This is a genomic window from Actinomadura chibensis NBRC 106107 (assembly GCF_001552135.1).
In the GTDB taxonomy this organism is placed as follows: Bacteria; Actinomycetota; Actinomycetes; order Streptosporangiales; family Streptosporangiaceae; genus Spirillospora; species Spirillospora chibensis.
On sequence record NZ_BCQP01000052.1, the window covers coordinates 1 to 14869 of the forward strand.

The following is a 14869-nucleotide window of genomic DNA, read 5'->3' on the forward strand; positions in this document are numbered from 1 at the left end:
CTCATGTGCCGCGTTGCGTCCGGCGAGGCGGCCGAAGACGCCCGACTTTCCGATGGACGTGCCGGTCATGTAGCCCGCGCCGTGCAGTCCGCCGGTGATCTCCCCGGCCGCGTAGAGGCGGTCGATGGGCGCGCCCCACCAGTCGAGGACGCGCATCCGCGTGTCGACCGTGAGCCCGCAATAGGTGGCGAGCATGACCGTTCCGGACGGGTGCGCGTAAAAGGGCGGACGGTCGATCGGCGCCGGTTTCCCGACCCCGCCGGACAGGTGGGCTCGTCCGAACGGATCGGGTTCGCCCCGCTCGATCGCGCCGTTGTATTCGGCGACCGTCTGCTGCAGAGAGCCTTCGGGGAGGCCGATCTCGGCTTCGAGCCCGGGAATGGTGTCGGCCTTGAGGAGCATTCCGGCGCGCTCGCGTCCGGCGAACTCGTAGATCGGGACCTCGTCGTTGGCCTGGGCCATCGTCCGGGCGTCGAAGACCTGCCAGGTCGTCACGCCGGGCTGGGCGAGCGCGGCGTCCCCGATCTCCTTGTAGTTCCTCGACTCGTCCACGAACCGGCGGCCTTCGCGGTTGACCGCGATGGCGCCCTTGTAGACGGCGAGGATTCCGGTGCCGTCCTCGTCCGGATGCTCGACGTGGTAATGGCCGTAAGTGCCCTTGATATAGGGGGTGTCGCGCAGGCCCGCGCCCAAGGCCATCGCCATTTTCAGGCCGTCGCCCTGATTGCCCGCGCCGCCCTGTCGGAGCGCGTTCTCCATCTGCGGCGCGAACGTGGCGAGCAGTTCCGGGTTCATGGAGAAGCCGCCGGTGGCAAGGACGACCGCGTCCGCGCGCACCTCGCGTCCGTCCGCCAGGCGGACGCCGGTCACCCGCGAGCCGTCGTGCAGCAGCCGGCTCGCCGCCGTGTCGAACATGATCCGCGCGCCGCGCTCACCGGCCGCCCTGAGCAGCAGTTCCAGCATGCGGGTGGTGTCGGTGGGATGGCTGCGCGGCGCCGACTGCCCGGACGCGGCGTGGATCTCGCCGTACCGGACGCCGTGCCCCTTCAACCAGCGGTACGTCGCGAGCTGGTGCTCGCAGTACAGGTCGACCAGCGCCGGATCGTTGCGGTTCTTGCCGACGTCGAGCAGATCCTTGCGGAGCAGGTCGACGGAGTCGGCGATGCCCTGTTCGGCCTGCTCGTCCGTCCCGGAAAAGGCGGAAAGCCCGGCGGACTTCACGGTGGAGCCGCCGATCTCGCCGGTCTTCTCCAGCAGCAGGGCGTACTGCCCCGCCTCGGCGGCGGCGAGCAGCGCGGCGCATCCCGCGAGCCCGGCGCCCAGCACCAGGACGCCGACGCGCTCCGGCAGTTCGGTCTCGACCGGCAGGCCGCCGGGGGCGGAGGTCACCGGAAACTCCCGAACTCCCGGTCGAGCGCGCTTTCGGCGGCGCTGAACTCCGGCAGGTTGAAGAGGTTCTGCCGCTGCGTCCAGTCGGCCATCCGTCCGGCGCGCGACGCGGTCTCCCCGTGCTCCCGCAGGTGCGCGAGCGCCTCGCGGCCCGCGAAGTGCATCGAGCGCATCAGGTAGTTGGCGAAGAGCACGATCCCGAAGCCGAGTTCGGCGTACTCCGGGACGGTGAGCTGCGGGGTCTTTCCGCCCTCGACGACGTTGACGACCAGCGGGATCCCGGCCAGCTCGCGTCCGACGAGGGCCAGCTCGTCCACCGTCCGGGGCGCCTCGACGAACAGCACGTCGGCCCCGGCCTCGGCGTAGGCGCGGCCCCGCTCGATCGCCTCGTCGATCCCGTGGGCGGAGCGCGCGTCGGTGCGGGCGATGATCACGAGCTGGTCGTCGGTCCGCGCCTCCCGGGCCGCCGCGATCTTGGTCTGCATGTGCCCGGCCGGGATCAGCGCGTGCGCGTCGAAGTGCCCGCACCGCTTCGGCATCTCCTGGTCCTCGAACTGGAGGCCCGCGACCCCGGCGCGCTCCAGCAGCCGGACGGTCCGCATCGCGGCGAGCGGCCCGCCGTAGCCGGTGTCGGCGTCGCAGATCAGCGGGACGCGGGTCGCCTCGGCCAGCCGTCCGGCGTGGTCGACCACCTCGGCCTGGGAGATCAGCCCGATGTCGGGCAGGCCGTAGCCCGCGTTGGCGAGCCCGGCGCCGGTCGCGTACGCGGCGGCGAAGCCCGCCTCCTCCACGAGCCGCGCGCCGAGGGCGTCGGTCACGCCCGGCAGCACCAGGGCCGCGCCGGAGGCGAGCGCGGCGCGCAGCGCGACCCGCTTGTCGTGGGCGCTCGGACCGGGCCCGACGCCGGTCAGCGACGCGAGCAGGCCCGGCTCCCAGGGCGGGGTGTGCGGCACGACGACTCCTCCATGTAGTGATTACTACAGAGCTTAACCGTGACACCAGTCACCGCCGCAACGCAACCCCGCTCCGGGAGCCTCTATCGTCAGCTCACAATTTACGCCGAAGTCTCTTGCCTTCCCTGGAGCGATCGTTCTACGGTCCATGTAGTGACTATTACAGAGATGTCGGTCACCTGGTGACCGTCCCACCCCGACCACCGAAGGAACTGACGCCGATGACCGTCCTGGACGAGATCCGCCGGTTGGAGCCGGAGTTTCGCGCCGAGGAGGACCTGTCGGCCGAGCAGCGCTCGCTGACCGGCCGGGCCTTCACGTTCATGCAGGAGTCCGGCCTGATGCGCGGCCTCCAGCCGAAGCGCTGGGGCGGCGCCGAGCTGTCGCTGCGCGAGCACCTCGCCGCCGTCTACGAGCTCGGCCGGATCGCGCCGTCGGCGGGCTGGGTGGCCGGGGTCATGGGCTCGCACCCGTGGCAGCTCGCGCTGTTCCCCGAGGAGACGCAGGCCGAGATCTGGGAGTCCGACCCGGACTGGAACGCCTCGTCGTCCTACGCGCCGACCGGGAAGATCGAGCCGGTCGACGGCGGCTACCGGGTGTCGGGACGCTGGTCGTTCTCGTCCGGCTGCGACCACGCGCAGGGCGTGATCCTCGGCGGCTTCGCCGGAAAGGTCGAGGTGGCGCCGGGCGTCGAGGTGCCGAACTACGGGTCCGCGCTGCTGCACCGCGACCAGTACGAGATCGAGGACACCTGGCACGTGCGCGGGTCGCGCGGCACCGGCAGCAAGGACATCGTCGTCGCGGAGGCGTTCATCCCCGAGCGGCGCTTCCTGTCCAGCCCGCTGTACGAGTACAACCCGGACCGTCCCGCGCCCGGCATGGAGACGAACCCGTCCGCGCTGTACAAGCTGCCGTGGGCGGTGATGTTCAACCTCGTCCTTGTGGCGCCGATGCTGGGGCTCGGACGCCGCGTCCTGGACGACTGGACGTCCGACACCCGCGTCCGCAAGGCGAACTGGGGCGGCACCTACGCCGACGACCCGCTGATGCAGATGCACCTGGCCGAGGCCGAATGGGTGCACGACGCGGCCGTCATGAAGATGTACGACGCGATCGACACGATCACCGAGGCCGCCGAGGCGGGCGTGCACCTCGACAAGCGGCAGCGGGCGCGGCTGCGCTGGAACGTCACCAAGGGCTGCCAGGAGGTCGGGTTCGCCATCAACAAGCTGATGCGGGCCGCGTCCGGCCGGACCGTGTTCGTCGACCACCCCCTCCACCGCGTCTACCAGGACGTGATCGCCGAGCTCGGGCACGCGTTCCTCGTCTCCGACGGCGTCGGCCGGTACTACGGCGCCGCGCTCCTCGACTCGTCCGCTCCGGAGGTCATGCTGTGATTTCGCAACTCGCTTACCTGGGGATCGCGTCCCCGAAGGCCGAGGAGTGGCGCGACTACGCCACCCGGCTGCTCGGCGCGGTCATCGCCGAGGACGGGTCGGACGGCGCCGTCCGGGTCAAGGTCGACGACCGGGGCTACCGCATCGCCGTGCACCCGGCGGAGCGGGACGAACTTCGCTACGTCGGCTGGGACTGCGGCAACGAGACCGTCCTGCGGTCCTACGTCGCGGAGCTGCGCGGCAAGGGCGTGGACGTGCGCGACGGCACGGCGGACGAGCTGAAAGAACGGCAAGTCGCGGAGCTGTACTGGTTCGCCGACCCGTTCGGCAACCGGCACGAGCTGGTCTGGGGCCAGTACTCGAACCCGAACTCGTTCTTTCCGGGACGTCCCATGCGGGGCCGCTTCGTCACCGGCGATCTCGGGCTCGGGCATATCGTCCTCATCGTCCCGGACCTGGACAAGGCCAACGCCTTCTACGCGGACACGCTGGGCTTCCGCCTGTCCGACCGGGTGAAGAGCGACATCTTCAACCTGCGCTTCTACCACTGCAACGGCCGCCACCACTCGCTGGCCGTCGCGGAGATCCCCGGCATGACCGGGATCAACCACCTGATGCTGGAGGTCGAGTCGTTCGACGACCTCGGCACGGCGATCGACCTGTTCACGGCCGACCCGGAGCGGGAGATCCTGCTGTCCCTCGGGCGGCACACCAACGACCTGATGACGTCGATCTACGTGCAGACGCCGTCCTCGATGCAGATCGAGTACGGCCACGGCGGGATCACGGTGGACGACCTGACCTGGGTCGCGGGCACGCACGACCTGCCGTCCATCTGGGGGCACCACCGCTCCCAGGCGTACCTGGACGGCCCGCCCGGAATTTTCCGGACTCTCCCGGAGGCGGCCGAATGAGCGCCGCGATCCGGGTCGAGGACGTCGCGATCGGCGGCGGGCGGCACCTGCGCGTCAACCAGACCGGCACGCCGGGCGCGCCCGCGCTGCTCTTCCTGCACGGCTCCGGGCCGGGCGTGACGGCCGCGTCGAACTGGCGGGAGGTCATCGAGGGGCTCGGCGACGCGTTCCACTGCATCGCGCCCGACATCCTCGGGTTCGGCGACTCCAGTTTTCCGGACCCGCAGCCGAAGGGCTTCAAGGCGCAGGCCGAGGTCCGCATCGACGCGCTTTTCCAGCTCGTGGACGCGCTCGGGCTGGAGAAGGTCGTCCTCGTCGGAAACTCGATGGGCGGGATGTACTCGCTGCGCATGGCGCAGCTCCGCCCCGATCTGGTCGAGTCGATCGTCCTCATGGGCTCGGGCGGCATGCCCGGCCTGGAGCCGACCCCCGAGCTGATCAAGCTGATCACGTACTTCGACGACCCGACCGTCGAGGCGATGGCGGATCTGCTGATCCAGTTCGTCCACGACAAGGGCGCGTTCGGCGACACGGTGGAGAAGGTCGCCGCAGAGCGGATGCCGATGGTGCGGCGGCCGTGGATCGAGGCGGGGCACCGGGCCATGTTCGCCCCCGAGATGCTGAGCTTCACGCCGGACGACCTCGCGAAGATCGACAAGCCGACGCTCGTCGTGCACGGCCGCCAGGACGTGATCGTCCCGCTGGAGTGCAGCTACTACCTGGCCGAACACCTCCCGCGGGCGGATCTCTACGTGATCAACGAATGCGGGCACTGGACGCAGATCGAGCAGGCCGCGCGCTTCCAGGCGATCGTGCGGACCTTCCTCGGAGGACGGAACGAATGAGCATGATCGACAAGGCGCGGGCGGCCGCGCCGGCGCTCGCGGCGGCCGACGCGGCAAGCGCCGAGCAGGGGAAACTGACTCCCGAGGCGGTGGCGGCGCTCGACTCGACGGGCGTGCTCCGGGCGCTCCAGCCCGCCCGGTGGGGCGGCGGCGAGGTCCATCTCGCCGAGTACGCGGAGACGGTGATCGAGATCGGGCGGGCGTCGGCGTCCGCCGGGTGGGTGGCGTCCGTCGTGGGCGTCCACCCGTGGCAGATCGCGTTGTTTCCGGAGGAGACGCAGAAGGAGATCTGGGGCGCTGACCCGGGACGGCGGATCGCCTCGTCCTACACGCCGACCGGGAAAATCGAGAAAGTCTCCGGCGGATACCAGGTCTCGGGACGCTGGTCGTTCTCGTCCGGCAGCGGGATCTGCTCCGGCGTCATCCTCGGCGGCATCGCCGGGCGGCGCGAGCTGAACGGCGTCGAGTACCCCGACTTCACGTCCGTGATCCTCGACGAGGGCGACTACCGGATCGAGGAGACCTGGAACGTCGCGGGCCTGCGCGGCACCGGCTCCAACGACATCGTGGTGGACGGGGTGTTCGTCCCCGAGCACCGGGGCCAGTCGCACGTGCTCTACACGCACGGGCTCGGCACGCCGCTGCCCGGCCAGGAGCTCAACGACGGGCCGCTCTACCGGACGCCCTGGGCCGTCACCTTCAACCTGATCATCGCGGCGGGCGCGCTCGGCGCGTGCCTCGGCTTCTACGACCAGTGGGTGAGCGAGACGCGCGGCCGTCGCACCAATTACGGGCAGCTTCTCCGGGAGGAGGCGACCGTCCAGAACCAGGTCGCGGAGGCGGCCTGGCAGCTCGACGCGGCCGTCCTCAAGGTGCGCCGCACCGCCGGCGAGCTGATGGAGCACGCGGAGCGCCGCGAGATCCCGTCCCTGGAGCAGCGCGCCTTCTGGCGCTGGGACGTGGCCCGCTCGGCAAACGCGGCACTCGACACCGTCCAAGCCTTGATGCGGGTGTCGTCGGGCCGGTCGGCGTTCATCGACCACCCGCTCCAGGCGAAGTTCCAGGACGCGGTGGCCGCCGGAAGCCACGCCTTCCTCTTCGGCGACCCCCTGGCCAAGGCATGGGGCGGACGCCACCTCGGCGCCGAAAACCCCGCGGAGGTGCACCTGTGACCTCCCCGATCAAATCCTCGGACATCGCCGTGAGTGTCCGCGGGGACGAACTGGCGTTCCGCCTCCACGAATCCGGCGCCCCCAACTCGGAGGCCGTGCTGTTCCTGCACGGCTCCGGCCCCGGCGCGACCGGCCTGTCGAACTGGGAACGCATCATCGCCGACCTCGGCGACCGCTTCTGGTGCCTGGCCCCGGATCAGATCGGCTTCGGCGACTCCTCCCACCCGCTCGACCCGCCGCGCGGAATGGGCCCGTTCAACGAACTCCGCGCCGAAGCCCTCCTGGCCCTGGTGGACGCCCTCGGCCTGGAAAAGGTCCACCTGGTCGGCAATTCCATGGGCGGCCAACTGGCCATCCTGATGACGCTCGCCCGCCCCGACCTGGTCGGCAAAATACTGCTGATGGGCAGCGGCGGCGCGCCGGACATGCCGGTAAGCCCCGGCCTCACCCACCTCCGCGAGTTCTACGCATCGCCAAGCGCGGAATCCCTGAAGGGCCTGCTCAGCGAATTCGTGTACGACCTCGCCCCCATGCTCGACACCGTCGACCGCGTGGTGGCGGAGCGGATGTCCTACGTGAACCGCGACGACGTCCGCCGCTCACACGAGGCGTCCTTCGACCCGAACGGCACCCGCCGCTTCTTCACCCGCGAAGAACTGGCGACCATCACACACGACGTCCTCTGCGTCCACGGCCGCGACGACCGGATCATCCCGCTGGAAGCAAGCCGCTACTTCGCCGACTCCCTCCCCAGGGCCAACCTCTACGAAATCGCCCAATGCGGCCACTGGACCCAACTAGAACACCCCGAAAAATTCGAAACCCTCCTCCTGGCCCTCCTCAGCGGCGCGATCTGAGGAACGGGTAAACGCGCATCGCCGACCACGCGGGTCGGGCCGTCCTCGTCGGGGCAATTGCGGGGTTCGGCGTTCCTCGGCCTGCTCTGTGGGTTGGAATGAGCGTGTGGGTCGGGACACGGAGAGTGATCGAACGGAGTCGATGCGGGCCGGGGTGCGGGCCCGGGTGATCCGTTGGGCCGGGGCGCGGAGGCGGCGCTGGACGTCCGCGGGGCTGCTGTCGGTGCTGGCGGCGGGGGCGCTCGCGCCGCTGCTGACCTCGGGCGTCGCCACGGCGGGGCTCGGCGCCGTCGCGGCGGTCGGCGGGAACGTGCTGACCGACGTGGTGAAGGCGGGCGTCGCCCGGCTCGGCGGCGGGCACTCCCGTGAGGATCTCGAAGCGGAGCTTGAGCGGGGCGTCCAGCGGATCCTTGAGGACGGCGGGGAACGCGCCGACCTGCTGCGCGCCGAGATCGCGGAGGTGCTGCGGGAGGTCGGCGCGGTCGGCGCCGCGATCGAGGCCGTGATCGAGACCGGCGACCGCCGCACGCAGACGGAGCTGGCCGCCGGGCTCGCCGCCGTGGGGGAGGAGTTCCAGGAGTTCGGGTTCGTCCTCGCCGACCTGCGGGTCCAGCTCGGGCACCTTCGTGAGGACATCGACCGGCAGGGCGGTCGGCTGCGGCGGCAGAGCGCGGAGCTCCGGCTCGCCGTCGACCTCGGGTACCGGCAGGCCACCGACACGCGGCTGCTGCTGGAGCAGGTCGCGGCGATCGAGCGGCGCACCCGGCCGCGTCCCGGACGTGCCGAAACAGGGGAACGGCGGTCCGGCGAATGCCCGTACCGGGGGCTGGTCGCCTTCACCGAGGCCGACGCCGGGGTCTTCCACGGCCGGGAGGTCGTCACCGCGCAGCTCGTCGCGAAACTCGCGCAACGCCTCCCCGGCACCGGGCCGCTGGTGGTGACGGGCGCGTCCGGGGCGGGCAAGTCGTCGCTGCTCCGCGCGGGCCTGCTCCCCGCGATCGGGCGCGGCGAGCTGTCGGCGGAGGCCCGCGACTGGCCGCGCCACGTGCTGGACCGTCCGACCGGGACCCCGCTGGCGCGGCTCGCCGCGCTGATCGCCGGGCTCGCCGGGCTGGAGGCGCCCGGGGTGCTGCGCTCGCTCGCCGAGCGTCCGGACGAGGCGGGCCTCCTCGTCCGGCAGGCGGCCGACACCGACGCGCGGCGCCGCGGGCTGCCCGGCGGCGCGGCGCGGCTGATCCTGGTCGTCGACCAGTTCGAGGAGCTCTTCACCCTGGAGGACGCCGCGGAGCGGGCCGACGCCGAGCGGGACGCGTTCGTCACCGCCCTGCACGCCGCCACCGCCCCGCCCGCCGACGCGCTCGTGTTGATCGCGGTTCGCGGCGACTTCATCGACCGCTGCGCGCGGCATCCGCTGCTCGCCGCCGCGCTGCAGGACGGCCCGTTCATCGTCGGCCCGATGCCGGCCGCCGACCTGCGGCGCGCGATCACCGGCCCCGCCGACGCCGCCGGGCTGGAGATCGAGCCCGGCCTGATCGACACCATCCTGTCCGGGCTGCGCTCGCCGACCGGCGGCTACGACGCCGGGGTGCTGCCGCTGCTGTCCCAGACGATGCTGACGATCTGGGAGCACCGCGAGGACGACCGGCTCACCGGCCGCGGCTACGCCCTGACCGGCGGCGTCACCGAGGCCGTCGCGACCAGCGCCGAGGCCGCCTACACCGATCTGGACGACGACCAGCGGCGGCTGACCCGGCACGTGTTCCACCGGCTGACGGCCGTTTCGCGCGACGGGCGGCTCGCGCGGCGCACCGTCCAGCGCTCGGATCTCCGTCCCACGGACGCGGACCGTCCCGCCGTCGACCGGATCCTGGACGCCTTCGCCGCGCGGCGGCTGATCGTCGTCGACGACACCGGCGTCGAGATCGCCCACGAGGCCCTGCTGCACGCCTGGCCGCGGCTGCGCGGCTGGCTGGACGCCGACCTCGCCGACCACGCCCTCTACAACCAGCTCCAGGACGCCGCCGACGAGTGGGCGGGGCACGGCCACGCCGCGTCGTTCCTGTTTCGCGGGGAGCGGCTGGCGGTCGTCCAGAGCGCCCGCGCCCGCTGGCAGGCCGACCCCGGACGGTTCCCCGCGCTGACCCCCGCCACGAGTGACTTCCTGGACGCCAGCGCCCGCGCCCAGGTCCGTGCTCGGCGGCGGCGCCGAGCCGTCCAGGGCGCGCTTTCCGTCCTGGTCGTGACCGCGCTGGTCTTCGGGACGATGGCCGCGCGCTCGTCCAGCAGCGCGCGCCACCAGCGAGACGTGGCCCTCTCCCGCCAGCTCATCGCGCAGAGCAGGCTCCAGACCGCCGACCCGGGCACCGCCGCGTTGCTGGGCGCGGCGGCCTGGCGCCTCGACCCGTCCCCCGAGGCCCGCGCGAACCTGATCACGCTCCTGGCCAAGCCCGGCCGCGGCGTCTTCGCCTCCGTCCCCGAGACGGTGACCTCGCTGGAGCTCAGCCCTGACGGCCGGACCCTGCTCGTCGGCACCTTGGGAGAGCTGTCGTTCTGGGACGTCAGGACCCGTCGACGGGTCGGCGCGCCCCTCACCCGCCCGATGGGCAGGGCCTACGGGACGTTCAGCCCCGATGGACGCGTCGTGGCCACCAGCAGCACCGTCGATCACGCTGTGCGGCTGTGGGACGTCAGGACGCGCAGGCAGTTGGGGGCGCCGCTTCCCAGTGAATTCGGCATGTCCCCGGACCTGGTGTTCCAGCCGGGTGGGGGCATGCTGGCCGTCAGCACCAGCGGCAAGGTGCGGTTGTGGGACGCCTCGACGCGAAGGCCGATCGGCCGCCCCTTATACGGTTCCGGGAGCGGCGGCGGCCCGCCTTCGGTGGGGTTCAGCCCGGACGGACGCACCATGGCCATCGGCGCGGACGGCATGACGCGGCTGATCGATCCGAGGACGCGCGAGCAGATCGGCCCGCCGATCCGGAACGGCCGTGCCGGGGTCGATTCCGTGGTGTTCAGCCCACGTGGACATATGCTCGCCATTATCGCGGGTTCCGCGGTACGGGTATGGAATGTCAAGACACGCAAGCAGATCGGCGATCCCTTCGTCGCGGACAAATCCGGTGTGACGTCCGTGGCGTTCAGCCAGGACGAAGGCGCGCTCGCCGTCGGCGGCGACGGCAACGCCGTGCGGCTGTGGAACATCGGCACTCGGCGCCAAATCGGTGAACCCATCACCGGTCACACCGATTCGGTGACGTCCCTCATCTTCCTCGACGGCGGTCGCACGCTGATCACCGGGAGCACCGACGGAACCGTACGCCTGTGGAACCCGGCGGCGCACAGACAGATCGGAGACCCGCTGACCGGTCACCGCCACGGAATTCTCGCGCAGGCACTGAGCCGTGACGGACTTCTCGCCACGGGCGGCAGTGACGAGACGGTACGGCTATGGGATCTGCGTGGGAAACGGCAGCTCGGCGCCCCCTTGAAAGGGCACGCCGATCCCGTCGTCTCTCTCGCGTTCGCTCCGGACGGCCGCGTCCTGGCCAGTGCCAATGGCAATGACAAATCCGTACGGCTTTGGGACGTCCACGGCAGGCGCCAGCTCGGCGCTCTCATCCTCCCGGGCGAATACGTGAGCGCCGTGGGGTTCAGCCCGGATGGGCGCACGCTGGTCACCGGCGGCGGCGACTACATCCGATTCTGGGACGTCCGGACGCGGCGCCAGATCGGTGCGCCCGTCACCGGTACCGGCTACTCCGCGGCTTTCTCCCCGGACGGCCGCGCACTGGCCACCGATGACGAGAACACCGTGCGAATGTGGAGTGCGAAGACGCACGAGCAGATCGGCGGCGCGTTCGCGGGTCACCAGAACCCGGTCCCGTCGGTGGCGTTCAGCCCGGACGGCCGCGTGCTGGCGAGCGGTGGCCTCGACAGCACGATCCGCCTGTGGAACGTCCGGACGCATCGCCAGATCGGCCCGCCTCTCGCCGGTCATCACGCCTTTGTGAGTTCGGTGGCGTTCAGCCGCGATGGGCGGTTCCTGGCCAGCGCGAGCGGCGACGGCACGATCCGGCTCTGGGACACCGAAACGCAAGCACAACTCGGAGAGGCGCTGACCGGCCACAGCGGTGTGGTGGGGGGCGTGGCCTTCAGCCCGGACGGGCGCACGCTGATCAGCAGCGGTGCCGACGGGACGGTGCGGCTGTGGGACGTCGGGACGCCGCCCGACCTCCACGCGGCCGTCTGCTCCATCGCCGGACGCTCCCTCACGCGCGAAGAATGGGCGCGCTACGTCCCCGGGCAGAAGTTCCGCACCGTCTGCTGAACGGGACGTTCCGAATCGGTCCCCGGCATGGCGCACGTGCTTTCTTATGAGCGGGAGTCAAGATCATGTGATTGTGCGCCACCATAAACACGTAAGGGACGGGTGGTACTCTCGCCGGGGGCGGCGAAAACCATAGTTTTAAATGGAGTGTGCATGGAAAGCGGCTCAGGTAGGGCTGTCGCTCCCGCGTCCCGCGTCACCGGCGATGACCGGCGGCGAATCGGGGAAGTATGCGACTATCTGCGGTCCCGGAGCGACTCCGCCGCCGTGGCCGACGTCCTGCCCGTGAACGCTCCAGTCGAGATGGTCGAGGCCGTCACCGGGAACTGCGCGGTCGATCACGTCGGGTGTCTCGTCTTCTCGTCCGACATTCGGGTCGTACGGTCCCATCTTGAGGAACTCGGGCTGCGGCCGGGGCGGCCGAGTTCCGGGGGGCTGGTGCGCGACCGGCTCGCCGCCCGATATCGCGTGCCGGAAATGCGGTTAAGGTCCGGGTGCCTCGATGTCCGGGCAATTCTCGCGCAATTCCCGGACGATACGTCCCGCGGCGTCGAACTCTTCTGCGTCGATCCGGGCGACGAACTCGACGCGCTCGCACTGCGCGACGAGCGCGCGGCGCAACACGAGAATCACCTCGCGGTGCGGCTCACCGATCCGGCCCTTTTGGAGGACGTGCGGGACGCCCTCGGACGCCCCGGCGGCCCGCGGGCGGATGGCGGCGGCTACGACCCGTCCCATGGCGACGGCGGCGCCACCGTGCTGCACTTCCGCGCGGACGGCCGCACCGAGATGGGCTGGCCGCGCCGCCTCGAAGTCATCGCCCCGGGGCGGCACACCGACATACTGCTGCGCCATCTCGCCGCCGAGACCGCACCCCGGGAAGCCGACGAAGAGGACCGGCGGCTGCTGCGCCGCCTGACCGGCGCGTGGGCCACCCAGGCGCTCCGCGCGATGGCCGAACTCGACCTCTCCGACCACCTCGCCGACCGTCCCCTGACCTGCGCGGAACTCGCGGACCTCACCGGTGTCGACGCCGACCGGCTGCACCGGTTGTTGCGCGCGTTGTGCCATCCGTGGATCGGGGCGCTCGCGCCGTCCGGGCGGGCGGCCTTCGCGCTGACCGACCTCGGCCGCCGCCTGGCGCGCGGCGCCCCGAATTCGATGCACCATCTCGCGCTGATGTACGGCGACCTCTTCTACACGAGCTTCGGCGCGCTCACCGAGGGGATCAGGGACGGCGCGCAGCCTTTCACAAGCGTCTACGGGCAACCGCCGTTCGACTACCTCACCGACCATCCGCACCAGCGGCGCCTTTTCACCCGGGCGATGGCCGAGGGGTCGGCCTTCTTCGCGGACGTCGCGACCGTCGTCGACCTTTCGGGCGCCGCGATCGTCGCCGACATCGGCGGCGGGAACGGCGAACTGCTCGCCCAGTTGTGCGACACCCACCCGCACCTGAAATGCGCGCTGCTGGAGCGCCCGGAGGTCATCGGCGCGGCCCGGGAGAATCTGGAGGCGCGCGGCCACCTGGACCGCTGCACGTTCTTCCCCGGCTCCTTCACCGACAGCGCGCACATGCCGGTCGGCGCCGACGTCTACGTCGTCGCCCGGATCCTGCACGACTGGGACGACCGGACCTGCCTTTCGATCCTGCGCGCCATTCGCGCCGCCGCGACCACCGAAAGCACGCTGCTCGTCATCGAGCGTCCGCTTTCCGACGATCCCAGCGACCCTTGCGTGTCCGCGCTGTGGGACCTCAACATGCTGGTGAACAACGTCGGCGGACGGGAGCGCACCCGCGACGAATACCGCCGACTCCTCGGCAGGGCCGGGTTCACGGTCATCGGGGAACGGCCGCTCCGGCTCGACATCTCGGTCACGGTCGCCCGCGTCCACGAAACACCGGAAACCGCACCCTCCCCGGCCGACTGACCCGCCGCGAGCGGCCGTGCGATGCGGACTCCTCCATATCGCCCATGCGCGACCGCGCCGCTGTCGGTGATCGCCCGGGGACGTTCGGGCACGACGGTTTCCGATACGCCTTCGCCGAGGTGGCCGAAATCGGTGGTTCGCCGCTCCGCGTTCACCGCCCCGCTCGCGGCGTCGTGGCCGCATGGCCACGGCTGATCAGGGCTTGAGCGGAAAGCGCCGCCGTCCGGGTGCGGCGCCCGTCCCGGCTCGCCTCCGCCGCTTGGTTTCGTCAGACGAAGTCCGAACGCGAACGGAAAGGGGCCGGGAACGCGCGCCTGCCTCGGCCGCGACGTCCCCCCGGCGAAGGCCGCCGCCCCGCCAGCGGCGATTACACCGCTGCCCGCCGCGCCAACCGGGTTTTGTCGGGTATTTCCGGCAGGAGGAGTTCGTACCCACATCGCGGCAGGTCGGCGGCCGTATCCGCTTGGACACCATCCTTGTCAGACGAAGTGAGAATGGATGTGACCGAAACTCGATATGTGGATCACTGGCTTCAGAATCCACTCTGGTATTCCCATTGTCGATGTGGATACTTGATCATGTGCGTACCTCAACTGCGGCAATGGGAAGTTCGGTGTTCCTCGCTCTCGCCCCGGGAACGGTGGCCGGACTCGTCCCCTGGTTACTGACGAAATGGGACACGAACTCGTGGTGGCTCCCGGCGCGGGCGCTGGGCGCGGTCCTCGTCGTGGCGGGCGGGGCGGTGCTGCTGCACAGCTTCGCCCGGTTCGTGGTCGAGGGCCGCGGCACCCCGGCGCCGGTCGGCATGCCCGAGCGCCTCGTGGTCGGCGGAATGTACCGCCACGTGCGCAACCCGATGTACATCGCGCTGGTGGTCGCCGTCGTCGGGCAGGCGCTGCTGCTCGGACGCCCGGTCCTCTTCGGCTACTCGGTCGTCGTCGCCGTCATGATGTGGGTGTTCGCGACCTTCCACGAAGCCCCGCTCCTGATCGAACAGTACGGCGAGGAATACGAGCGCTACCGGGCGGCCGTCCCCGGATGGGTGCCCCGGTTGCGCCCCTGGCACGGATGACCCGCCCGCCG

Annotated in this window: 10 protein-coding genes; 8 read left to right on the top strand and 2 right to left on the bottom strand. The window is 71.0% G+C overall.

Features of this window, described 5'->3' with window-relative positions:
• On the bottom strand, window positions 1-1389 hold a 1389-nt coding region (locus ACH01S_RS28790), incomplete at its 3' end, for an FAD-dependent oxidoreductase (protein WP_067898407.1).
• Window positions 1386-2342 carry an isocitrate lyase/PEP mutase family protein gene (locus ACH01S_RS28795; RefSeq protein WP_083981252.1) on the bottom strand — a complete coding sequence of 319 codons (957 nt, stop codon included), beginning with the start codon at window positions 2340-2342 and terminating at the stop codon, window positions 1386-1388. The genes ACH01S_RS28790 and ACH01S_RS28795, both read right to left, overlap by 4 nt.
• A gap of 221 nt (window positions 2343-2563) precedes the next feature.
• Here ACH01S_RS28795 and ACH01S_RS28800 point away from each other — a divergent pair, with 221 nt between their 5' ends.
• The 8 genes from ACH01S_RS28800 to ACH01S_RS28840 all read left to right on the top strand — a co-directional run bounded on the left by ACH01S_RS28800 (window position 2564) and on the right by ACH01S_RS28840 (window position 14858).
• The gene (locus ACH01S_RS28800) at window positions 2564-3739 is read left to right on the top strand and encodes an acyl-CoA dehydrogenase family protein (protein ID WP_067898410.1); all 1176 of its coding nucleotides are present in this window, start codon (window positions 2564-2566) and stop codon (window positions 3737-3739) included.
• Window positions 3736-4653 carry a VOC family protein gene (locus ACH01S_RS28805; RefSeq protein ID WP_083981253.1) on the top strand — a complete coding sequence of 306 codons (918 nt, stop codon included), beginning with the start codon at window positions 3736-3738 and terminating at the stop codon, window positions 4651-4653. The genes ACH01S_RS28800 and ACH01S_RS28805 overlap by 4 nt, the downstream gene beginning before the upstream one ends.
• Window positions 4650-5498: an alpha/beta fold hydrolase gene (locus ACH01S_RS28810; RefSeq protein ID WP_067898413.1), complete on the top strand. Its 849-nt coding sequence runs from the start codon at window positions 4650-4652 to the stop codon at window positions 5496-5498. Before ACH01S_RS28805 ends, ACH01S_RS28810 begins: the two co-directional genes overlap by 4 nt.
• A complete protein-coding gene (locus ACH01S_RS28815) occupies window positions 5495-6670 on the top strand; it encodes an acyl-CoA dehydrogenase family protein (RefSeq protein ID WP_067898416.1) in 1176 nt (391 codons plus the stop codon). Before ACH01S_RS28810 ends, ACH01S_RS28815 begins: the two co-directional genes overlap by 4 nt.
• Window positions 6667-7527, top strand: coding sequence for an alpha/beta fold hydrolase (locus ACH01S_RS28820; protein ID WP_218010436.1), 861 nt, complete (start codon window positions 6667-6669; stop codon window positions 7525-7527). Before ACH01S_RS28815 ends, ACH01S_RS28820 begins: the two co-directional genes overlap by 4 nt.
• Before the next feature lie 166 nt (window positions 7528-7693).
• A complete protein-coding gene (locus tag ACH01S_RS28825; protein WP_169809372.1) occupies window positions 7694-11854 on the top strand; it encodes an nSTAND1 domain-containing NTPase in 4161 nt (1386 codons plus the stop codon).
• 285 nt (window positions 11855-12139) lie between these two features.
• The gene (locus ACH01S_RS28835) at window positions 12140-13786 is read left to right on the top strand and encodes a methyltransferase (protein WP_169809373.1); all 1647 of its coding nucleotides are present in this window, start codon (window positions 12140-12142) and stop codon (window positions 13784-13786) included.
• A gap of 601 nt (window positions 13787-14387) precedes the next feature.
• Complete coding sequence (locus ACH01S_RS28840; protein WP_218010437.1) at window positions 14388-14858, top strand: methyltransferase family protein; 471 nt, start codon at window positions 14388-14390, stop codon at window positions 14856-14858.
• Window positions 14859-14869 lie beyond the last annotated feature (11 nt).